Origin of the sequence: Streptomyces sp. CC208A (assembly GCF_030010625.1) — a bacterium.
GTDB lineage: Bacteria > Actinomycetota > Actinomycetes > Streptomycetales > Streptomycetaceae > Streptomyces.
This window is the reverse complement of the sequence record NZ_JASCXN010000004.1, coordinates 205,398-226,765: the sequence shown is the minus strand read 5'-3', so window position 1 is coordinate 226,765 and position 21,368 is coordinate 205,398. Positions and strand designations below refer to the sequence as shown.

Below are 21,368 nucleotides of genomic sequence, written 5' to 3'. Positions count from 1 at the left end.
GTGAACGCTGAGCTACACCCATGGACCGACCGGGCCCGTGGCATGCTCGTCGGGGCAGCAGTCGGGGACGCCATGGGCTGGCCCTACGAGCGCCGGGACCGGACACGCTCACTGCCGCCCCTCAGTCAGGTCTCCGGACGGTTCTTCGTCTGGCGGCGTATGGCCGGCAGCCGCTTCCGCCCGATTGTCGAGGACATCGGGCCTGGCGAGTACAGCGACGACACCCAGATGCTGATTGCCGTGGCCCGCGCGCGTCTCACTGCCGGAGACCAGTGGCTTCCCTGGCTGCAACGTGTGGAGTGGCCCTTCCTCCTCGACTACGAACGTGGAGCCGGGGCTGGCGTCAAGCGCGCCTGCCGAGCTTGGGATAAGCAGGGAGCGGCCTGGGGGAATCGGGCCGACGATCAGGACAAGTACTTCGCCGCCGGAGCCAATGGCGCGGCCATGCGCATCGCGCCGCATGTCATCGCCCATCGCGAGGGTACCTTCGGAGACCTGGCCCACGACGTGGTCCACGACGCGGCGACTACGCACGGACATCCCCGTGCTCTCCTGGGCGCGCTGGTGTACGCCTACGCGCTGTGGGTCAGCTTGCGTCAGCCCGCTCCGCTCGCCTACGGCTGGCTCGTCGAAGTGGTGCAGGACGGGCTGAAGGACTGGCGGGAACCGGTGTGGCAGGGCTTGGACCGGCACTGGCTGGACGCCGCGTCCCGGGCGTTCCCGGATGGCTACGAACGCGCTTGGGACGAGACTGTGCAAGAGGTGGAGGAACTCCTCAGCGGCGCACGAGCCTCGCTGGAGAGCGGCGCGCTCAGCGCTCCCTCCGCCTTTCTGGAGACGCATGGCCTGACGCGGACGAAGACTCGCGGTTCAGGGACCTTGTGCGCGGTGGCTGCCATGTATCTTGCCGCGCGGTCCGCTTCCAGCCCAGAGCGCGGCGTCGGCGTTCCGGCACGACAAGAGGGCGCGGACACCGACACGTTGGCATCCATGACTGCTGCTTTGCTCGGCGCGGCTCTGGGGCAGGAATGGCTCGGTTCGTACGGCCGGTCCGTTCAGGACGCGCCTCTGCTGAACGCGCTGGCTGAGAACCTGCTCCGGCCGGTCCCCCGGCCACTGACTCCGCCTTCTCCGGACGAAGCCAGTCAGGCGCGGTCGCGGTTCCTCGACGAACTCGACGCCGCCGACATTGGAGCCGGCCTTCTGCTCCCGGACCGCCGCGAGGCACGCGTTGTGAGTCGAGGCAAGTTGATGGGCGGCAACTGGTCGGCACATCGCACTCGTCTGACCACTGTGGACGGGCAGAGCCTCTTCTTCATCCGTGGGGTGCGGCGCGTGGAAACGGGAGATGTCCACGATGTGCCTCGCGCGGAAGCACCGGCGGATGTCGTGAACCGATCGGCTGTACGACCCCGACTACAGGGAGCGTACTTGCCCGTCACCGACATCGGTCGCGTGCACGAAGCCCTCATAGCTCTGGGGATCACCACGTCCGGCCGCGGGAAGGACTGGGTCTCCTACGAGAACCTGGTCATCAGGCAGTGGTACAGCAAGGAACGGGTCATGGACGTTCCGGGAGCCCAACTCCGCGTCGCGGTCACAGATGTCCGTGCGGTATGGGAGCGGCTGCGCGGTATGGGCTTCGACGGAGCGATTCAACGGGACGGCGGTGCCTTCTGGTTGCAGATCGACCCGTACCTGATTGTCTCCATCAACAATGCTGAGCCGCCTGCGGGGTGACGGCGCAATCGACCGTCCACGATCCTTGGCGAGGCCGGTGACGGTTGGTTATGGGCCGATGTCCTCGTACCCCCGCGACGTGTGGAGAGCGCGTGGGCTGTGTCCCGGCGGTCGGCTTGACCTCCCGTAACGGAGGGTGCCCGTCGGTGTACGGCCGGAGGGCAGTCGGGGGAGCCGACGAGTCGTGGAGTGAGGTGCTGGCGGCGTGTCGTCAGACCTTCTCGACTCGCACGGAGTGCCCTGCGAGCAGTTGATTCATGTCGTCGGTGTCGGAGGTGAAGACGGTCGCATCAGCTCCCTGCGCGGCTTCCCGCCCGGCCACAGCCGCCAGAATTGCGTCGATGGCGTACTTGTGCCCATGCAGGCCGGCCGTCTTCAGCATGTCGCGCGCCACGGCGATCACCTGGTCGTCCGTGTGCACGACGCGGATCCGGGACAGCGTCCAGTTCCACAGCGCCTGCCTCGACGTTTCGCGAGGGTCCCATGCCTCCAAGGTCGTGAGCGCTGAGGTGACGATCGGGATGTCGAGCCGCGGCGCCGTCTTGATCAGCGCAGTCATTTCCCGATCGCCCTGAACGGCTTTGGAGAGAGCTTCGGAGTCGAACACGAAGACGCGCTGTCGCGGCCGGTGCAGTTTCGCCCGGGCGGTGCGGCTCACGCGGCCTCGTCCGAAGGCGATCGCTGCTCGTCATGCCAACCGTCAATGGAGGCGATGCGGTCCAGCGCTGCCTGCTGCTCGTCGTCCGTCACGGCCCCGTGCTCTTCCTCAAGGCGCCCGGCCAGCTCGCGCAGTCGGTCCATGGCGTCCTGATGAGCGGCGGCGGCCGCGATGTAGCCGGACACCCCGCGTGCGTCGACGCGCTCCTTGATCGATTCCACCAGCTCTTCCGGCATGGTGATGGTGATCTTCCGAGTTGACATACTTCAAGTATGTCATGCCCGTCAGCTCGGAGCCCCTGCCGGATGGTGCAGATTCTTTGGGACGTATTCGGGAGATCAACTCTCCGGCCGCTCACGCAAGCGGCCCCGGACGAGGAGTCCGAGGCCGAATGGAACCTCTCCTTGGGGGTAAAACCCCAGGTCAGAGCGGTACTGCATGGTGCCCCCGGCAGGATTCGAACCTGCGACACCCGCTTTAGGAGAGCGGTGCTCTATCCCCTGAGCTACGGAGGCGGGGCCCTGCGTGCGACGTGGCTGCGTGCTCTGTGGGAGCAGACACCCGTGCCGTGGCAAGGAGAGGGACCGCCACGGGGGGCGGTCCCTGACAGGTTAGCGGATCGGATGCGGGCGGTGGGCTGTGGTGTCGCCTCTCGTCGGTGATCGCGGGCGTTCTGTTCTGTTGTCGTGGGCGTGCCCGGGGTGGGTCAGGGGGTCTTCTGGGGTGTGGGGGTGGTGGTGCCGCTCGGGTCGGGGGAGGGGAGCGGGGGTGACGTTCGGCGGCTGTGGGCCCACATGGCGAGGGACAGGGCCAGGGCCACGGAGGTGGCGAGGGCGGCGGTCAGGGTCACGCTGCGGACGCCGAGGCCCAGGTCGATGGTGGTGCCGCCTAGCCAGGCGCCCAGGCCGTTGCCCAGGTTGAAGGCGGAGACGTTGGCCGAGAGGGCGAGGGCCGGTGCGGCGGCGGCCACGGAGAGGATCCGTGCCTGGAGGGCGGGGATGATGGAGAAGCCGGCGGCGCCGAACAGGAGGAGGGCGCCGATCGCGGGGATCTGACTGGGGCTGACCGTCCAGAAGAGGAGCAGCGCGCCGAGCAGGGCGGTCTGGGCCCAGAGCACGCCGCGCATGACGTTCCTGTCCGCCGCCCTGCCGCCCAGGATGTTGCCGACGACCGAGCCGACGCCGAAGACCACGAGCAGGACGCCCACCATGGGGGCCGCGAAGTGGCTGACGTCGCGCAGCAGGGGGGCCAGGTAGGTGGAGGTCGTGAAGACGGCGCCCTGGGCGAGGACGGTGATCAGCATGGAGAGCTGGAGGCTGCCCTTGCGGAAGACCTTGAGCTGTTCGCGTACCGACGTGTTCCCCTCGGTCCCTTCCTCCTCGGTGGAGAGGCCGCTGGGCACGAACCGCTGGATGAGCAGGAAGCACACCACGGCGAAGACCGTGATGAAGACGAAGGTGGCCCGCCAGCCGAACTGCTGGCCGATGAAGGTGCCGATGGGGGAGCCGAGCACGTTGGCGAAGTTGAAGCCCAGTGCGATCTTGGCCATGGCGGTCGCCTGCTTGTCCGGCGGGGACATGAGTGCCGCGACGTGCCAGGCCACGGCGGCGAAGGTGCCGTGGCTGAGCGAGGTGAAGACGCGGGCGCCCATCAGCACGCCGTAGTTGGGGGCCAGCGCCGCGATGACGTTGCCCGCGATGAAGATGCCCATCAGGCCGAGCAGCAGGGCCTTGCGGGCCCGCTTGGCGGTCATCAGGGTGATGATCGGCCCGCCGATGGTCACGCCCAGGGCGTAGCCGGTGACCAGCAGGCCGGCGGTCGGGATGGACACGCCCAGATCGGTGGACATCTCGGGGAGGATCCCGGCGATGACGATCTCGGCGGTGCCCACGCAGAAGACCCCGAGCATCAGGGCCAGGAGGGGCAGGGGCATGGCGACGGGCCTTTCGTAGGGGCTGGGCCTTCACGACTGGAGCTCATCTTAAAGATGCATTCGATTGCATGTAAATCGCGGACGAACGGACGGGTGTGGCCCACCGTCACAAGGAGTTACGCTGGGCGGCGTGACAGGCGGGTGAACGGATCGTTCGAAGGACACAGCGAAGGGCCGCGTCAATGGAGACTTGGGGACCGGCGCAGCGGGCGGCGGGCGGGGTGGACGAGATCGCCCTGTGGCGGCAGCTCTCGCGCCTGATGGAGCAGGTCAACTCGACCGCCGGCAAGCGGCTGACCCGTGGCCACGGGGTCTCCGTGAGCGAACTGATGCTCCTGCTCTCGCTGGCGGAGCGGCGGGACGGCACGCTGCGGATCTCGGACCTCGTCAAGGCGGTGGGGAGCAACCAGCCGTCCGTCAGCCGCGCGGTCGCCCGGCTCGAGGATGCCGGGTGGGTGGAGCGCCGCAGCGCCGTGGGCGACGGGCGCGGTGTGGACGTGGAGATCACCGAGGAGGGCCGGCGGCTCGCCGGCGCGGCACGCCAGACCCTGCGGGGAGCGCTGGCCGAGGTCCTCGACGCGGCCGCGCTGAACGACGCCACGGCCTCGCTCGTCGCCCGGCTGCGGTACGTGCCGGTGCTTCCCGTGGAGTGAGCCGCGCCGCTTCCCCCGTTCGCGGGCCCGTTCTCCCGGGCTGTTCTCCCGGGTCGTTCTCGCAGGCTGTGACGCAGGCGTATTCCTGTGGCTAGTTGCATGCATTTGAATGTATGTATAGTGCCCACAGTCACTGCTCTATGCATGCGAGTGACGAACCCGAGTTCGATGGCACCCTTGGAGGCCCCGCCATGTCCGGTACCGCCACCTCCCGCCCCGCCGGCCTGTCCGCGATCGCCGATCTCCCCAAGCCGCCCGGCCTGCACTGGAACGTGCGGGCGAAACAGCCCGTCGCCTACGCCGTCAGCATGGTGCGCGGCCTGCTGGACCCGGAGAACCCCACCCTCGCCCGCGCCTGCGGCGGCGGCCACGGGCGCCCCTTCCGGGCCCTCGTGGTGATCGACGCCGCGGTCGACCGCCTCTACCGGGAGCGGTTCGCCGCGTACTTCGACCACTGGGCGATCGAGGCGACCTGGCAGATCGTCCAGGGCGACGAGGACGCCAAGTACCTGGAGCAGGCCGTGCGCGTCACCGAGGCCATGTCGCGCATGGGCATCCTGCGCCGCGCCGAGAAGGTGATCGCCATCGGCGGAGGCGTCGTGCTCGACGTCGTCGGCTTCGCGGCGAGCATGTACCGCCGGGGCGTCCCGTACGTCCGCGTCCCCACCACGCTCGTCGGCCAGATCGACGCCGGGATCGGGGTCAAGACCGGGATCAACTACGGCCACCACAAGAACCGCCTCGGCTCCTACTTCGCGCCCGAACTCGCCCTGATCGACCCGCACTTCCTGCGCACCATCGACGAGCGCCACGTCGCCAACGGCATGGCCGAGATCATCAAGATGGCGCTGGTCAAGGACGCCGCCCTCTTCGAGCTCCTGGAGGCGACGGTCGGCACCATCACCCCCGACACCCTGGCCGGCTGCGGCTCGGCGGTCAGCGAGGTGCTGTCCCGGGCGATCTCCGGCATGCTGGACGAGCTGGAGCCCAACCTGTGGGAGCAGGTCCTCGAACGGTCCGTCGACTACGGCCACACCTTCAGCCCGTCCCTGGAACTGCGGGCCGACCCGCCGCTGTTGCACGGCGAGGCCGTCGCCGTCGACATGGCCATCTGCCTGGCCCTCGCGCACCTGCGCGGCCACCTCTCCGAGCACGACACCGACCGGGCGCTGCGGCTGATCCGGGGCTTCGGCCTGCCCATCGCGCACCCGGTCTTCACGCGGGAGCTGCTCGAAGAGGCGCTCGCGGACGCGGTCAAGCACCGCGACGGGCTCCAGCGCGTCCCGCTCACGCGGGGCATCGGCTCCGTCGTCTTCGCCAACGACCTCGCGCCGGAAGAGCTCGGCCGGGCGCTGGAGTTCGTCGCCTCCTGGAAGGCCGCCGCCGACGCGGAAGCGGCCGGTGCGGAAGCGGCCGGTGCGGAGGCCGCCGGTGCGGAGGACGCCGACGCGGAGGCCGTGCCCGCCGGTGCCGGTGCCCCCGGCACCGCCCTCGCCGGCGCCGCGATATGAGCGCGGCCGTCACCGTCTTCGACGTGGGCGGCACGTCCATCCGCCAGGCCTGGTGGTTACGGGAGGGGGAGCTGCGTGCCCGCACCTCCCGCCCCTCGCCCAGCTTCCGCCGCTTCCCCGGAGCCGACGTCCGCGAACTGCGGGCCATGATGGTCCGGGAACTGTGCGACGCCGTGCCCGAGACACCGGACCCGGTGGTCGGCATCTCCTTCGGAGCCGCGCTCGACCACCGCTCGGGCACCGTCTACGCGTCGGCGCCCCTGTGGGGCGGGCACGACGAGCCGTACGACCTCCGGGCCGCGCTGACGGCCCGGCGGCCCGACGTCCAGTGGCACATCGTCAACGACGTGACCGCCGCCCTGCTGCACGCCGCCGCCGACCCCGGCCGCGCCGGCCACCGCAAAGTGCTCCTTGCCACGATCAGTTCGGGCATCGCCTGCCGGGTGATCGACCGGCGCCGCGGCCTGATCCCGGTGGACGACCACGGGCTGCAGGGCGAGATCGGCCACCTGCCGGCCCACGCCGAGCTGGCCGGCCGCCCGGTCGGACTGGACTGCGACTGCGGGAGGCCGCGCCACCTGGCCGCGTACTCCTCCGGCCCCGGCATCGCCCGGATGGCCGACGTCCTGCGGCGCCGGGAACCGGCCCGCTGGTCGGCGTCCCGGCTCGGGAAACTGACGGCGGACGGCCTGGACTTCGAGACCGCGCTGCGCCGGGCGCTGGACGAGCGGGACGAGTCGGAGGGCCGGGGCGAGCGGGAGGGCCGGGGCCGGCAGGACGAGCGGGAGAGCCGGGGCGATCTCGCCGTCGAGCTTCTCGACGCCGTCACCGCCCCCGTCGCCGACGTCCTGCGCACCGCGTTCTGCCTCGACCCCGAGATCGACGAGGCGGTCCTGACCGGCGGTGTCGTCCACGGGCTCGGCCACCACTACCGGGCGGCCCTCCTCGGCCACCTCACGCGTCAGGGGCTGTACCTGACCGGCGAACGCACCCCCGGCTGGTGGGAGCGGCGCATCACCGTCAGTCGTCCCGGGGAGGCCGACAGCCTCGCGGGGGCGGGGATCGCGGCGTGTGCCGGAGTGCCGGCATGACGGCCCCGGCGGACATCCCCACCCACCGGGCGCTCGTACGGGAAGCGGGCCGACTCGCCCTGCGCCCGCGCCCCACCCCGCCGCCCGCACCGGGCGAACTGCTGGTGGCCACGCAGGTGGCGGGCGTGTGCGGGACGGACCTCCAGATGCTGCGCGGGCTGCGCGACGACCCGGCGCCGGTCATCGGCCACGAGGGCATCGCCCGCGTCGTCGCCGCAGGGCCCGGCGTACCGGAGGCCCTGGCCCGGCCGGGCACCCCCGTCGTGATCAACCCGACGCACCGGACCGACCCGTCCTTCCTGCTCGGGCACAACGTCGACGGCCTGCTCCAGGAACGCACCCGCATCCCCGCGACGGCGGTACGGGGCGGCCTCGTCGTCCCCCTGGACCGGCTCCCCGACCCCGTGCCCGGCACGCTGATCGAGCCGCTGGCCGCCGTACGGTACGCCCTCGGCCTGCTGGCGACGGCGCGCCCCCGCACCCTGGTGGTGTACGGCGACGGCACCATCGGCCATCTCGCCGTACGCGCCGCCCGCCGCCTGCTCGGCGACGGCGTCCGCGTCCTCCTCGTCCACCACACCGACGAGGGACTGCGGTGGAGCATCCGGCACCCGGTCCCCGGCGTGGAGCCGCTGCGGCCCGGCCCCCCGCCCGCGCTCGGGGAAGGACCGGTGGCCGCCCTGCTCGCCACCCCCCGGGACGGCACCCTGGCCGCGCTGGAGTCGGCGCTGCGCCTGGGCGGCGACGACCTGACCGTGGACCTGTTCGGCGGCCTCCCGCCGGGCGCGGCGACCGCGCTGCTGCCCGGAGTCGACCTGGCCGCCGTCCGGGCCGCGAACTGCGCGGGCCGGCCGGTGCCGGGCGCGTTCGCCCGGGTGACCACCGCCGAGGGCCGTCGCGTACGGCTGACGGGTCACCGGGGTGTGGCCAACGGCCATCTCGCCGAGGCCGCGGCCGAGTTGTGCCGGGACCCGGCGGCGTACCGCGACCTCGTGACGCACGTCGTCGGGCCCCGGGAAGCCGTCCCGATCCTGAACCGCCTGTCGGCCGGCGGCAGTCGCACGGTCGACGGAGACCGGCTGGTCAAGCTCGCGGTGCGGTTCGCCCCCGTACCGGTCCCACCCAAGGAGAGCCAGTGACCGAGGAGAGCCAGTGACACCCCCTGTACGCAACCGGCGCCGCGCCCTGGTGGTCGGCGGATCGACGGGCATCGGCCGCGGCGTCGCGGACGCCTGGGCCGACGCCGGTCTCGACGTCCTCGTGCTCAGCCGCTCCGCCCCTGCGGGGGCCGGCGCCGACCGCCTCCGGTGGCTGGCGACCGACCTCACGGACCCCGGCCGGATCGCCGAGAGCCTGGCCGCCGCCACCGCCGACCCGCTGCACGCCGTCTGCTACTCGGCGGTCCACTACGGGGACCGGCGCGCCCTCTTCGACGAGGTCACAGAGGCGGAGTGGCGCCGCCAGGTCGACGTCAACCTGCACGGCCTGTGGTCGACCCTCCGTCAGGCGGTCGGCGCGCTCCGCCGGGGCGACGCCCCCGGCGTCTTCCTCGGCGTCTCGTCCGAGGTCGTCTACAACGCGGGCCCCGGACGGTCCGGTTACGCCGCGACCAAGGCGGCCGGCGCGGCCCTGCTCGACTCCCTCGCGCAGGAGGAGACGGCCGAGACGTCCGGCAGGGAGACGGTACGCGTCGTCCAGGCCCTCCCGGCCGGCATGGTCGACACCCCGGGCATACGGCGCAGGCGCCCGGACGGCTTCGACTACAGCGGCTACATGGCGCCGGCGAGCTTCGCCCCCCTCGCCCGGGAACTGGCGGCGACGGCGGGCGCCGGCCTGCACGGCGCCCACCTCGTGGTCGAGGACACGGGGGAGTGGCACCCGGTCCACGAGCGGACGCCGGCCTCCCAGAGCCGCACGCTCTCGTCCCGGGCGGGGTCGTGAACCCGGGGGAACCCGCCGGCCCGGCGGAGCCGGCCGACCCGCCGGCCCCCGCGAGTCCGTCCTCCCTCGTAGGCCTGGCCGACTGGCGGTTGCCGGGTGATGCCCTCGACGCCGTCGAGCTGGCGCACGGGGCGGGGGTCGACGGGCTCCAGTTCGACCTCGGTGGTCCCGGTCGTGGGCCCCGGCTCGACGAGGGCGGGACGCCGGAGCGGGTACGGGACGCCTGCGCCGGGCACGGGCTGCGTCCGCTCGCGGTGTCCGGCAACACCCTCAACGACATCGGGCTCACCGCCCCGCCGGGCAGCCGCGACGCGCTGCGCGCCCGGCGGGTCGTCGTCCGGGTGCTCGACACCGCCCTGGCGCTCGGGGCGCCGCTGGCGTTCGTCCCGAGCTTCCGCCGCAGCGCCGTCCGCGACGCGCGCGACCTGCGGCGTACCGCGGCCTTCCTCGCCTGGGCGGCCCGCGAGGCGGAGGCCCGCGGGCTGCTCCTGGCCAACGAGAACGCGCTGGGGCCGCGGCAGGCCCTGGCCCTGGTGGAGGACGTGGCGGCGCCCTCCTTCCGCCTGCTCCTGGACACGTACAACCCACGGGCGGCCGGGGTCGACGTACTGGCGCTGATCGAGGCGACCCACGCGTGGATCGCGCCGCAGATCCACCTCAAGGACGGCACGGGCGGCGTCGTGGGCCGGGAGTGCCTCGGGGACGGCGACGGGAGGGTGTGGGAGGCCCTCGCCGCCCTCCGCGCGGCCAGGGGGCACGCCGCCCCCGAGGCCCTGGTCCTGGAGAACGACTACCGCGACGGCGACGTCCGCCGCCTCGCCCGGGACATCGCACGCACCCGCGCCCACGCCCCCTGCGCCCCCCACACCCCCTACGCCGACAGGAGCTGACCCACCCATGCCACTGACCCCGATCCCGGCCACGTACGAGACGACGACGCTCAGGGACGGCGTGGTCGGCCTCGCCACGCACGCCTTTCCCCACCAGGAGCTGACCGACGGCACCGTCGTCATCAAACCCGCCCACATGGGCGTCTGCCGGGCCGACATCAAGGAGGTCCTCGGCTCGCGCGACGTCCCGGAGGACCGCGGACCGCTCTTCGGCCACGAGCTCGTCGGCCCGGTCGTCTTCGCGGGGAGCGCGACCGGCTTCCGGGAGGGCGAGCAGGTCACGTTCAACCCGAACATCACCCCGGACCGCACCACCGGCTTCGCCGAGTACGTCCTCGTGCGCGGGACGAAGGAGCAGCTCGACCAGGCGGTCGTACGGGTGCCGGAGCCGGCCCTGCGGGACGGTGTCTGGATGCCGGAACCCTTCGCCTGCGTCGTGCACGCCGTCCGCAAGCTGCTCGCACTCGCCGGTCCGCCCTCGTTCGAGGGCAAGCGGGTGGGGATCGTCGGAGCCGGCTGCGCGGGCCTCATGTTCGCCATGTACGCCCGGCACCTGGGCGGGCGGGTCTCGGTGTTCAACCGCGGGGCGGCGCGCCGCGCGTTCGCCCGCGAGCGGGGCCTCCTCGCCGATGCGGAGGTGCACCCGCTGACCGAGGCCACGGCGTACGGCGACGCCTTCGACGCCGTGATCGTCGCGCCCACCGTCGTGACCCCGGACCTCCTCGCCCTCGCGGCGGGAACGGCTGCCGACGGGGCGGTCCTCCTCGTCTACGGCGGGACGCGCGCGGGGGACCGCTTCCCCGGCAACGGCAACGGCAACGGCAACGGCAACGGCGGCCGCTCTCTGGACGTCGACGCCGTCCGCCGCCAGGAACGCCTCGACTTCGTGGAGTACGGAGGGAAGCGCCTCGGCGTGGCGGGGGCGTACGGCTGCTTCAGGGAGGACTACGAGGAGGGCTTCCGGCTGCGGGCGGAGCACCCGGACGCGTTCCCCCTCGACCGTCTTGCCTCCCGGCGGATCGGCATGGCCGACCTCCCGGCCCTGGTCATGGCGACCGCCTCGGGCGCGGTGGACCATCCCGGGAAGGTGCTGGTCGAGACCGCCACCGACTAGAGCGCTCCGTACCCCGTCGGCAGGAAACGGCGGTCGGGCGGCGTCCGATCGCCGAGGCGCGTCGACGCGTCCCACGCGGCGCCGAGCGCGACGGCGCCGTCCAGCGCCTCGTGCACGCACGACCGCCCGAGGCGGCGCACCCCGTGGGCCGTGGCGCCGACCAGGGCCACCCGGCCGCGTGCCGAGGCCGAGACCGGTACCGGAGCCGTACGCCGGCCGGGTACGGACCAGGCCCGCCAGTGCTCGCCCAGCGCCAGTACGTCGCGGGCGCCGCGCCCGGCGTCCGGGAACGCGGCGAGGACGTCCTCGGGGCGTACGCGGCCGGCCGCCGTGCCGGCGCGGCCGCCGCCACGGTGCCGGGTGGCGGAGAGGCCCAGGTACCGGTGGTCCGGCAGGGGGTAGTGCGAGACCCGCCAGTCCTCGCCGACCCAGCACGTGGCCGCGCTCTCCTGCCACCGCTCGGCGACCGCCTCCATCGGGACGACGGTCCGGTAGACGGTGTCCGCGTCCCCGCCTTCCCCGCCCTCGACACCCTCGTCGTGCCGGCGGGCGCCGCCGGTGAGGACGAGCGCGTCCCCCGTGACGGCGCGGCCGTCCGCGAGGGCCACCGTGACCGTCGCGCCGTGCCGGGTGCGGCCGGTCACGCGGCTGCCGGGACGGAGCCGTACGGCGTCCAGCGCGTGGCACGCGTCGAGCAGCGGTTCGTACAGGTCGAGGCGGTGGGCCGTGGCGTGGCCGGGCAGGGAGGCGACCAGGGCGCCGGTCGAGCCGTCCAGGACCCGGAGCTCGTCGAGCGCCAGCGACCGCTCCCGTACGGCGTGCCCGACGCCGAGCAGGTCGAGGAGCCGGAAGTCGTGGGGCGTCAGCCGGGTGCCGGCCGCGCTCCCGGCGAAGACCGGCCGCTGCTCCAGGACGAGGACCTCATGGCCTCTCGTCCCGAGGGCGACCGCCGTGGCGAGGCCGCTGATGCCGCCGCCGACGACCAGGACGCGCCGCGTCATGCGTCGGCCAGGGTGACGACGTCGCTGAAGACCTCCTCGCCGTGCTGCAGGGCGGTGACCAGGACGCGCCGGCGGCCGGCGGTGCCGTCGGGGAGCGGTCGGGTCTCGATCCGGCAGGGGGCGTCGAGTTCCACGTAGCGGACGAAGGATGTCTCCATGCCCACGACGACGGTCGCGCGCGGGTGGGCGGCCGCCTGGGCGGCCTGGCGCGCGGCCTCCATGAGGAGCATGCCGGGGACGTGGTCGACCGGGTGGTCGAAGAGGACGGGGTGGGAGGTGTCCACCCGGAGCCCCCACCGGTCCACACCGTCCCCTGCCGGGTGCACCGCCCCCACCGGCAGCGCCTCCACCGGCACCGCCTCCACCGCCTCCACCGCCGACAGCACGACGTCCTCGCCCCAGTAACGCCCCGTCAGCTGGGGCGGGACGGGCGGCGGGGCGGGGCGGGCGCGGGCGACCGCGCGGGCGGTGTCGGCGTAGGCGCCGCGCAGCCGCTCGTATATGGCCCGGTCCTGGATGGTGAACTGCGTACGGGCCCGGCCCAGCCAGGTGCCCTCCCGGTACGCCTCGGCCCGGAGGACCATGGCGGCGGCCCGCCCCCGGCGGTACCGCACGTCATCGCAGACGACGCTCAACTCGACGTCGACGGCGCGGCCTTCGGCGTACAGCGCCACCGGGTCGAGCTCCCAGCGGAAGTCCTGCCAGAGCAGTTGGTGCCCCATCGGTACGGCGTACGCGGCGTGCGACAGCAGGGGCAGCGCCTGCCGCACGGACTCGGCCAGCAGCAAGGGGTCGTGCCGGCCGTGGCGGTTCAGGTAGAAGCCGTGCGCCCGGGGCCAGCGGGCGCGGACGGCGAAGGTGTCGGGGGCGGTCCGGCGCCAGTCGGTGAGCAGGACCTCCGCGGCGTTCAGCTTGTGGGTGAGGGCCTGAGGAACCGGCGCGAACGGTAAGGCCGTCTCGTCGAGGTCGTGGTCAAGCGACGGCACGTCACTCCCCTTTGATCGGACGCATGGGCTGCTTTGATCGGACTCATGGGCCGTGCGGCACTGGATAGTTGACGCGCGACACCAATAACATAGCGGTAATCATTTTTCTTTGTCGAGGGGGACAAGGTGCAGGTGGAACAGGCCGGGCGACCCATGCAGCAGCGCGCGGTACGCACCCGGGAGGTGCTGCTCAGAGCCGCCGCCGAGGTGTTCGACGAGGTCGGCTACACGAGGGCGAGCATCACCCGGATCATCGACCGCGCCGGACTGACGGCCGGCGCCGTCTACTTCCACTTCAAGTCGAAGGAGGGCCTGGCCCACGCGGTGATCCACGAGCAGGCGCGGGACCTGGAGTTCCCCGAGGGGGAGCCCGGCCTCCAGCACCTGATCGACATGACCGCCTACCTGGCGGCGGAGATGCAGCGGAACACCCTCCTGCGCGCCGGCGTCCGCCTGGCCGTCGAGCAGAACGAGGTCGACCTCCACGAGTACGCGATCTACGAGTGGTGGGCCGAACGCTTCCGCCGGGAACTCGTCGCCGCCCGCGCCCGGGACCAGCTCCTCCCCGGGGTGGACGAGGCGACGTTCGCCTCCCTCCTGGTGGCCGCCTACACGGGCACCCAGATCATGTCGCAGCTCTCCACCGGCCGGGCCGACCTGCCGGCCCGCATCTCCGCCATGTGGCACTGCCTCCTGCCCGCCCTGGCCCCCGCCCACGTCCTCGCCCACATCACCGTCCCGGACGCCGAGCAGCCCGTGTGACAGGGGGCGTGGGTCAGACTGTGGGGGTGGCCGGAGGGAGGATCGTGGTGGGGCTGAGCGCGGATGACGGCGTGCTGACGGGGGCCGGCGCGCCCTTCGAGGTGCGGGACGGCGTGTACGTCGGCGGGGTGCGGACGCTGCGGGAGTTCGTCGAGGCCGTCTGGGGCTATGGGGACCGGGTCTTCCTCGTCTCCGAGGGCGGGAGCCTCACCTACCGGGAGTTCTTCGACGCCGCCTGCGGGCTGGCCCGGCGGCTGGTGGGGGAGTACGGGCTCCGGCGCGGGGACCGGGTCGTGGTCGCCATGCGGAACCTGCCCGAGTGGCAGGTGGCCTTCTGGGGGGTGCAGCTCGCCGGGCTCGTCGCCGTGCCGCTGAACGCCTGGTGGGGGGAGGAGGAGTTCGCGTACGCGCTCGGCGACTGCTCTCCCCGGCTGCTGCTCGTCGACGGGGAGAGGGTTCCCCGGGTGCGGGAGTGGGCGCGCGCGGCCGGGGTGCCGGGGATCGTGTTCCGGGGGGAGGCCGGGGAGGCGGAGCCGGGGTTCACGGCGTACGAGGTCGACGACGATCCCCTGCTCGGGCCGCCCGACGTCGACGTGCTGCCCGAGCAGGACGCGACGATCTTCTACACCTCGGGGACCACCGGGCGACCCAAGGGGGCCGTGGCCACGCAGCTCGCGCAGGCGGGGGCCGCCGTGCATCCGCGGTACTTCGCCGCCCGGGCGGCGCTCGCGCGCGGGGAGCGGCCGGGGGGCGGGGCGGCGATCGTGTCGCTGACGACGTTCCCGTTCTTCCACGTCGCCGCCTTCACCTCCCTCTACGCGGTGATGGCGAGCGGCGGGACGCTCGTCATGATGCGGAAGTGGGACCCGGCCCGCGCCCTGGAGCTGATCCGTGAGCACCGGGTGACCCACTACGCAGGGGTGCCCACCACCGCGCTCCAGCTGCTCGCCCTGGCCCGGGAGACCGGTGATCCGCTGGAGAGCCTCGTCCTGCTCTCCACCGGCGGGGCCGCCGCGCTGCCCGGCGTCGTGACCGGCCTGACCGAGGGGTACGGGGAGCGGATCCAGCCGCGGAACGGGTACGGGCTCACCGAGACCTGCGGCGGCGTCCTCGCCAACGTCGGCGCCGAGTACCGCGCCCACCCGGGGAGCGTCGGGCGGCCCTCGCCCGCCACCGAGGTGCGGATCGAGGCGCCGGGCCCCGACGGGGTGGGGGAGCTGTGGCTGCGGGGGCAGTCCCTGTTCCGCGGGTACTGGCGGGACGAGGCCGCCACCCGGGCGGCCTTCGCGCCCGGCGGCTGGTTCCGCACCGGCGACCTCGCGCGGGTGGACGCCGAGGGGCGGGTCACCATCGTCGACCGGCTCACCGACATGGTGATCCGGGGCGGCGAGAACGTGTACTGCGTCGAGGTCGAGGGGGTGCTCCAGGCGCATCCGGACGTGCTCGACGCGGCCGTGGTCGGCGTGGAGCACCCGCTCCTGGGCGAGGAGGTCGGCGCCGTCGTACGGCTCCGGCCCGGCGCGGCGGCCGGAGCCGGGGAGCTGCGGGCGCACGTCGCCGCGCGCCTCGCCGCCTTCAAGGTGCCCGCCCACGTCCTCGTACGGGAGGGGGAGCTGCCGCGGAACCAGGCGGGGAAGCTGGTGAAGGGACCGTTGCGGGAGCAGCTCCTGGAGGCGATCGGGGAGGCGGCCGGGGAGGGGGTCGGGAAGGGGATCGGGAAGGCCGTCAGTCGCGGCTGACGCGGACGCGGAAGCCGCCCGCAGGGTCCTCCTCCACGACCCCGATCCGTATGCCGTGGGTGCGGTCGGTGAAGGTCTCGCCGGGTCCGAAGGGGGCGTCGGAGAGTTCCGCGTGGACGTTGGGGCGGCGGGTGCAGCCGCCGCTGGCGCGGTCGCTGTCGGCGACCGTCACCGGGCCGTGGCCGGTGTCCACGTCGGACTCGACGCGGTAGACGAGGACGCCCGGTTCGCAGACGGCCTCGTCGTTGCCCTCGCGGGTGCGGACCTCGACGGCGTACCCGGAGGTCTCGCTGAGGGGGACGAAGACCAGCTTGGGGCCGCCGGCGAGGGCCAGCGGGGTGAGCAGGTGCTCGCTGGTGCCGGCGGCGGAGGCGCAGCGGACCTGGTCGTTGTCGAGCCAGCCGAGCTTCCACTTGTGCCAGCCGAGCAGGTCGTTGTTGGCCCCCCAGTCCTCGGACATGATGTCCCAGTGCCCGACCGTGCCGCCGCCGTCGGCGGTGTAGAGGTCGGGCAGGCCGAAGACGTGCCCGTTCTCGTGCGGCAGGACGCGGTAGCCGGTCTGGGCGAAGCTGCCGGAGCCGTCGTCCTGGCGGCTGTAGACGAAGGACGTGTTGGCGAGCGGGACGCCGTCGGCGTAGGGCGCGTCGTCGTTGCCGGAGAAGGTCACGGACAGGACGGTGTCGAGGGCGGAGGGCCCGGCGTTCGGCGTGACCAGGACGTTGACCAGGTCGTAGGCGCTGAAGTCGACCTTCGGGTCGGCCGCCTTCACGATGTCCTCGACGAAGGAGCGGTAGCCCGGCTCGTACGGGGCGCCGCGCTCGATCCCGTACGAGGAGAACGGCCGCGGCATCCGCAGCCAGTCGGGTATCGGGGCCTCGGCCCGGTACTGGAGCCGGCCGTAGGAGCTGACGCGGAACCAGTCGGCGGTCTGCGGGAAGAACTCCCGGAAGCGGCTCATCGCCGTGCCCTCGCCGGGCGCGTCGGAGAAGTCGACCATCAGGGTCAGGGCACGGACCTCGCCGGTGGAGCGGGCGTACCCGGGGGCGGTCGGCAGCCCTTCCGACATCTGCACGCCCATCGTGGTGGCGATGCGGCACGGCCCGAGCCGGGTGGTGTCCGGCGGGGCGGCCACCGGGCCCGCCGAGGCCGGGGCGGGGCCGGGGAGCGTGGTGCTCGCGGAGGCGAGCACGGTGAGCAGGAGGGCCGCGGTCGCCGCGAGGGCGACCGGTCTGCGTATCCGCCGACGGGTGTGCTGCATGCGGTCGCCTCTCCGGTCGGGGCCAGGTCAGCGGCGTGATGCCGTGCGATCAGCCTGTGCGGAGGGGCGCGGGGGCGCGCGTCGGGTGGACCGATCGGTGGACCGGGCGGGGGCCTCCGGCGACGGGACGGCGGCGTGAGGGCGACGCGATGGCGATGTGATGGCGACGTGATGCGCGTCACAGAGGGTGGGGAAATAACCGGGGATTCCCTCCCCGTTTAGGGGAGAGTTCGATGAAGTGGGGATTCTTTCCCCGGATGGCTCCGAACGGCTGAGAGGCCGGAGCCGCAGGACCTGGTGGACCGAGGAGGTCGTGGCGTGATCCGTACCGACGGACCCGGCGTGGAGGGCTCGCGGGGCCCCGCCCGGCGCGTGCCGCGCCCCCGCGCCGACGCCCTGCGCAACCGCGAGCGGCTGGTGACGGCGGCCCGCGAGATCTTCGTGGAGTCCGGCTGCTCCGTGCCGTACGACGAGGTCGCCCGCCGGGCCGGCGTCGGCAGCGCCACCCTCTACCGGAACTTCCCCGAGCGCGCCGACCTCGTCCGCGAGGTCGTCCTCTCGCTGACCGCCCGGGTCGCCGGGCTCGCCGAGCGGGCCGCCGAGGCGGTCGCCGCCGGTGAGTCCGACGCCTTCGACGCCGTACGGGACTTCGTCCACGGCGCCGCCGACGAGCGGGTGGGCGCGCTCTGCCCGATGCTCGACGCCGACTTCGACCACGACCATCCCGATCTCGTCGTGGGGCGCAGCCGGCTCGAACGGGCCGTCGAGGACCTGATCGGACGGGCGCACGCGGCGGGCCGGCTCCGCCCCGACGTCGGCGCGGGCGACCTGCTGGTCGGCGTCTCCCAGCTGACCCGGCCGCTCCCCGGCACCGGCTGCGAGGAGTTCGCCCCCTTCGTCCGCCGCCATCTCCAGCTCTTCCTCGACGGCCTGGAGGCGCCCGCCCGCTCCGTGCTGCCGGGCTCGGCCGTGACCCTGGAGGACCTGCGACGCGACGCCTGACGCGCGAGGACGCGCCCTCCACCCCCTGAAGACTTACGCCCTTTTCCTCCCCTTCCGAGCCAAGAGGTGGCTGCCCCCATGCCTGAAACCGCCAAGACCGCCCGGTCGGCGACCGCTCCCCAGCCCGACCCCGGCCGCTGGAAAGCCCTCGTCTTCATCGCCCTCGCCCAGCTGATGGTCGTGCTCGACGCGACCATCGTGAACATCGCCCTCCCCTCCGCCCAGCAGGACCTCGGCATATCGGACGGCAACCGGCAGTGGGTCATCACGGCCTACGCCCTCGCCTTCGGCGGTCTGCTGCTCTTCGGTGGCCGCATCGCCGACCTGTGGGGCCGCAAGCGCACCTTCGTCGTCGGCCTGATCGGCTTCGCCGTCGCCTCCGCCCTCGGCGGGGCCGCGACCGGCGAGGCGATGATGCTCGGGGCCCGCGCGCTCCAGGGCGCCTTCGGCGCGCTGCTCGCGCCCGCCGCGCTCTCGCTGCTCGCGGTCACCTTCACCGAGGCCAAGGAGCGCGCCAAGGCCTTCGGCATCTACGGCGCGATCGCCGGTGGCGGCGGCGCCGTCGGCCTGATCCTCGGCGGCTTCCTCACCGAGTACCTGAACTGGCGCTGGACCTTCTACGTCAACATCCCGTTCGCGATCGTCGCCGCCGTCGGCGCCTACCTGGTGATCCGCGAGCCGGCCGACGCCCGGAGCCGCTCCGCGCTCGACGTCCCCGGCGTCATCCTCTCCACCCTGGGTCTGGTCGCGCTCGTCTACGGCTTCACCCGCGCCGAGTCCGAGGGCTGGAGCGACACCGTCACCGTCGCCATGTTCGTGAGCTCGGTGGTGCTGCTCGGCGCCTTCGTGCTCGTCGAGGGCCGGGTCAAGGCCCCGCTGCTCCCGCTGCGCGTCCTCACCGAGCGCAACCGCGGCGGCGTCTACCTCTCCCTCGGCCTCGCCGTCATCGCGATGTTCGGCCTCTTCCTCTTCCTGACGTACTACCTCCAGGTCGTGAAGGGGTACTCGCCGGTCCTGACGGGCTTCGCGTTCCTGCCGATGATCGCGGGCATGATCATCGGTTCGACCCAGATCGGTACGCGGCTGATGACCCGGGTCCCGCCGCGGCTGCTCATGGGCCCCGGCTTCCTGACCGCCGCGGCCGGCATGCTGCTCCTGACGCAGCTGGAGGTCGGCACCTCGTACGCGGCGCTGATCCTGCCCGCGCAGCTGCTGCTCGGCCTCGGCATGGGCACCGCCTTCATGCCGGCCATGTCGCTCGCCACGCACGGCGTGGACCCGAAGGACGCCGGTGTGGCCTCCGCGATGGTGAACACCTCGCAGCAGGTCGGCGGCGCCATCGGTACGGCCCTGCTGAACACGATCGCCGCCTCGGCGACGACCGCGTACTTCACCGACCACGTGGTCGGCGCCACCACCCCGGCGGCTCAGCGGCTGCTCCAGCTCCAGAGCATGGTCGAGGGCTACACCGCCGCCATCTGGTGGGCGGTCGGCATCCTGGTCGTCTCCGCGACGATCGCGGTCACGCTGATCACCACCGGGAAGCCGGACACGGGCGCCGCCGCGGCCTCGGGCTCCGGCGCGGGGGCCGAGGGCGACGAGGTGAAGGTGCCGGTCATCGCGCACTGACCTCGCTCTCTGTGGGAAATGCCTGCCCTGGTACCGCTCGGCGTCTCGCTCAGCGGAGCCAGGGCAGGTCCGCGTCCGGGCCCGTCGGCTCCAGGCCCTCGGCCATCGCCCGCATGATCGTGCCGAGCTGTTCCACCTGCTCGGGGCTGAGCCGGTCGAACATCGCCTGGCGGACGGCCGCCACATGGCCGGGCGCGGTGCGCCGCAGCACCTCCATGCCCTCGTCCGTGAGCTGGGCGAACTGGCCGCGCTTGTCGGAGGGGCATTCCTCCCGGCGTACCCAGCCGTTCTTCTCCAGGCGGGCGACGGCGCGCGAGAGCCGGGAGCGGGTGATCTTGGCGCTCTTCGCGAGCTCGGTCATGCGGAGGCGGCGGCGGGGAGCCTGGGAGAGCTGGACGAGGAGGCCGTAGTAGACGTGCGGCATGCCCGCGTCGCGCTGCAACTGGCGGTCGAGATGGTCCTCCAGGAGGGTGGTGGCGTGGAGGTACGCGCGCCAGACGCGCTGCTCGCCGTCGCTGAGCCAGCGCGGTTCGGTCCTGTCTCCCATGACGCCCATCGTACGACCCGTCCTTGAAAGTTGAACTATGTACGTTTATGCTGCATTCGCAATGCTTGAACTTTCAAGATATTGGTGACGTGACGACCCGACGAACGGAGGCCGCCGCCATGGACGCAGCCCTCGACGCGCGGATGCCCGCGCTCTACCTCTCCCACGGCGCGCCCCCGCTCGCCGACGACCCCGTCTGGCCCGGCGAGCTCGCCGCCTGGTCCGCCGGCCTGCCCCGCCCCCGGGCCGTCCTCATGGTCTCCGCGCACTGGGAGGAGGCCCCGCTCGCCCTCGGCGCCACCGAGACCGTCCCTCTTGTCCACGACTTCTGGGGCTTCCCCGAGCACTACTACCGGGTCCGGTACGCCGCCCCCGGTGCCCCCGCGCTCGCCGAGGCCGTCCGCAAGCTGCTCCGCGCGCCCGGCACCCCCGTCCAGGACATCCCCGACCGGGGCCTGGACCACGGCGCGTACGTGCCGCTCGTCGAGATGTACCCCGACGCCGACGTCCCCGTCCTCCAGATCTCCCTCCCCACCCTCGACCCGCGCCGCCTGATGGAGCTCGGGCGCAGGCTCGCCCCGCTGCGCGACGAGGGCGTGCTGATCGTCGGCAGCGGCTTCTTCACCCACAACCTCGCCGCCCTCCGCCACACCGGCGGCGGAGTGCCCGGCTGGTCCGCCGAGTTCGACGCCTGGGGGGACGAGGCCCTGGCCGCCCGTGACGTCGACGCCCTGCTCGACTTCGAGCACAAGTCCCCGGCCGGCCGCCTCGCCCACCCCCGTACGGAACACTTCGCCCCGCTCTTCGTCACCCTCGGCGCGGCCGACGCGGCCGGTGACCTCGACGCCGGACGCTCGGTCATCGACGGCTTCTGGATGGGCCTGGCGAAGCGCTCGGTCCAGTTCGGCTGAGC

20 protein-coding genes and 1 tRNA gene are annotated in these 21,368 nt (G+C 73.0%); 13 read left to right on the top strand and 8 right to left on the bottom strand.

Annotation, left to right across the window (positions count from 1 at the left end; all coding sequences use genetic code 11):
* Positions 1-1,740 carry an ADP-ribosylglycohydrolase family protein gene (locus QK442_RS07195; RefSeq protein WP_282692992.1) on the top strand — a complete coding sequence of 580 codons (1,740 nt, stop codon included), beginning with the start codon at positions 1-3 and terminating at the stop codon, positions 1,738-1,740.
* Between the two features lie 211 nt (positions 1,741-1,951).
* On the opposite strand, the gene QK442_RS07190 is transcribed toward QK442_RS07195, so the two are convergent.
* From QK442_RS07190 to QK442_RS07175, 4 genes are all read right to left on the bottom strand, one after another.
* Positions 1,952-2,398 (bottom strand): hypothetical protein, encoded by a 447-nt coding sequence (locus QK442_RS07190; protein WP_282692991.1) that lies wholly within the window; start codon positions 2,396-2,398, stop codon positions 1,952-1,954.
* On the bottom strand, positions 2,395-2,661 hold the full coding sequence (locus tag QK442_RS07185; protein WP_282692990.1) for a hypothetical protein: 267 nt from the start codon (positions 2,659-2,661) through the stop codon (positions 2,395-2,397). Before QK442_RS07185 ends, QK442_RS07190 begins: the two co-directional genes overlap by 4 nt.
* 176 nt (positions 2,662-2,837) lie before the next feature.
* Positions 2,838-2,913 (bottom strand) — tRNA-Arg (locus tag QK442_RS07180).
* A 191-nt stretch (positions 2,914-3,104) separates the two neighbouring features.
* Positions 3,105-4,331 (bottom strand): MFS transporter, encoded by a 1,227-nt coding sequence (locus QK442_RS07175; RefSeq protein ID WP_282692989.1) that lies wholly within the window; start codon positions 4,329-4,331, stop codon positions 3,105-3,107.
* A 182-nt stretch (positions 4,332-4,513) separates the two neighbouring features.
* On the opposite strand from QK442_RS07175, the gene QK442_RS07170 reads away from it, so the two are divergent.
* From QK442_RS07170 to QK442_RS07140, 7 genes are all read left to right on the top strand, one after another.
* On the top strand, positions 4,514-4,984 hold the full coding sequence (locus QK442_RS07170) for a MarR family transcriptional regulator (protein ID WP_282692988.1): 471 nt from the start codon (positions 4,514-4,516) through the stop codon (positions 4,982-4,984).
* Between the two features lie 191 nt (positions 4,985-5,175).
* A complete protein-coding gene (locus tag QK442_RS07165) occupies positions 5,176-6,495 on the top strand; it encodes a sedoheptulose 7-phosphate cyclase (RefSeq protein WP_282692987.1) in 1,320 nt (439 codons plus the stop codon).
* Complete coding sequence (locus QK442_RS07160; RefSeq protein WP_282692986.1) at positions 6,492-7,586, top strand: ROK family protein; 1,095 nt, start codon at positions 6,492-6,494, stop codon at positions 7,584-7,586. The genes QK442_RS07165 and QK442_RS07160 overlap by 4 nt, the downstream gene beginning before the upstream one ends.
* On the top strand, positions 7,583-8,725 hold the full coding sequence (locus tag QK442_RS07155; protein ID WP_282692985.1) for an alcohol dehydrogenase catalytic domain-containing protein: 1,143 nt from the start codon (positions 7,583-7,585) through the stop codon (positions 8,723-8,725). Before QK442_RS07160 ends, QK442_RS07155 begins: the two co-directional genes overlap by 4 nt.
* A gap of 13 nt (positions 8,726-8,738) precedes the next feature.
* Entirely contained in the window at positions 8,739-9,527 is a 789-nt protein-coding gene (locus QK442_RS07150) for an SDR family NAD(P)-dependent oxidoreductase (protein WP_282692984.1), read from the top strand.
* Positions 9,524-10,417 carry a TIM barrel protein gene (locus QK442_RS07145; protein WP_282692983.1) on the top strand — a complete coding sequence of 298 codons (894 nt, stop codon included), beginning with the start codon at positions 9,524-9,526 and terminating at the stop codon, positions 10,415-10,417. The genes QK442_RS07150 and QK442_RS07145 overlap by 4 nt, the downstream gene beginning before the upstream one ends.
* Positions 10,418-10,424: 7 nt before the next feature.
* On the top strand, positions 10,425-11,531 hold the full coding sequence (locus QK442_RS07140) for an alcohol dehydrogenase catalytic domain-containing protein (protein WP_282692982.1): 1,107 nt from the start codon (positions 10,425-10,427) through the stop codon (positions 11,529-11,531).
* On the opposite strand, the gene QK442_RS07135 is transcribed toward QK442_RS07140, so the two are convergent.
* Complete coding sequence (locus QK442_RS07135; protein WP_282692981.1) at positions 11,528-12,532, bottom strand: FAD-dependent oxidoreductase; 1,005 nt, start codon at positions 12,530-12,532, stop codon at positions 11,528-11,530. The two genes, QK442_RS07140 and QK442_RS07135, sit on opposite strands and share 4 nt — an antisense overlap.
* Entirely contained in the window at positions 12,529-13,518 is a 990-nt protein-coding gene (locus QK442_RS07130; RefSeq protein WP_282692980.1) for a ScbA/BarX family gamma-butyrolactone biosynthesis protein, read from the bottom strand. The genes QK442_RS07135 and QK442_RS07130 overlap by 4 nt, the downstream gene beginning before the upstream one ends.
* Positions 13,519-13,644: 126 nt before the next feature.
* Between QK442_RS07130 and QK442_RS07125 the strand changes: the two genes are divergently transcribed.
* Both QK442_RS07125 and QK442_RS07120 read left to right on the top strand, forming a co-directional pair.
* Positions 13,645-14,280: a ScbR family autoregulator-binding transcription factor gene (locus tag QK442_RS07125; protein WP_282692979.1), complete on the top strand. Its 636-nt coding sequence runs from the start codon at positions 13,645-13,647 to the stop codon at positions 14,278-14,280.
* 71 nt (positions 14,281-14,351) lie between these two features.
* Positions 14,352-16,019 (top strand): class I adenylate-forming enzyme family protein, encoded by a 1,668-nt coding sequence (locus QK442_RS07120; protein WP_282693126.1) that lies wholly within the window; start codon positions 14,352-14,354, stop codon positions 16,017-16,019.
* Here the strand turns inward: QK442_RS07120 and QK442_RS07115 are convergent.
* Positions 16,006-17,277: a M6 family metalloprotease domain-containing protein gene (locus tag QK442_RS07115; protein ID WP_282692978.1), complete on the bottom strand. Its 1,272-nt coding sequence runs from the start codon at positions 17,275-17,277 to the stop codon at positions 16,006-16,008. The genes QK442_RS07120 and QK442_RS07115 overlap by 14 nt on opposite strands.
* A gap of 321 nt (positions 17,278-17,598) precedes the next feature.
* On the opposite strand from QK442_RS07115, the gene QK442_RS07110 reads away from it, so the two are divergent.
* Positions 17,599-18,279 (top strand): TetR/AcrR family transcriptional regulator, encoded by a 681-nt coding sequence (locus tag QK442_RS07110; protein WP_282693125.1) that lies wholly within the window; start codon positions 17,599-17,601, stop codon positions 18,277-18,279.
* Between the two features lie 78 nt (positions 18,280-18,357).
* Positions 18,358-19,908 carry an MFS transporter gene (locus tag QK442_RS07105; protein WP_282692977.1) on the top strand — a complete coding sequence of 517 codons (1,551 nt, stop codon included), beginning with the start codon at positions 18,358-18,360 and terminating at the stop codon, positions 19,906-19,908.
* Between the two features lie 49 nt (positions 19,909-19,957).
* Here QK442_RS07105 and QK442_RS07100 read toward each other — a convergent pair whose 3' ends face one another.
* The gene (locus QK442_RS07100) at positions 19,958-20,464 is read right to left on the bottom strand and encodes a MarR family transcriptional regulator (RefSeq protein ID WP_282692976.1); all 507 of its coding nucleotides are present in this window, start codon (positions 20,462-20,464) and stop codon (positions 19,958-19,960) included.
* A gap of 134 nt (positions 20,465-20,598) precedes the next feature.
* Between QK442_RS07100 and QK442_RS07095 the strand changes: the two genes are divergently transcribed.
* Positions 20,599-21,366 carry a class III extradiol ring-cleavage dioxygenase gene (locus tag QK442_RS07095; RefSeq protein ID WP_282693124.1) on the top strand — a complete coding sequence of 256 codons (768 nt, stop codon included), beginning with the start codon at positions 20,599-20,601 and terminating at the stop codon, positions 21,364-21,366.
* The last annotated feature ends 2 nt before the right edge of the window (positions 21,367-21,368 follow it).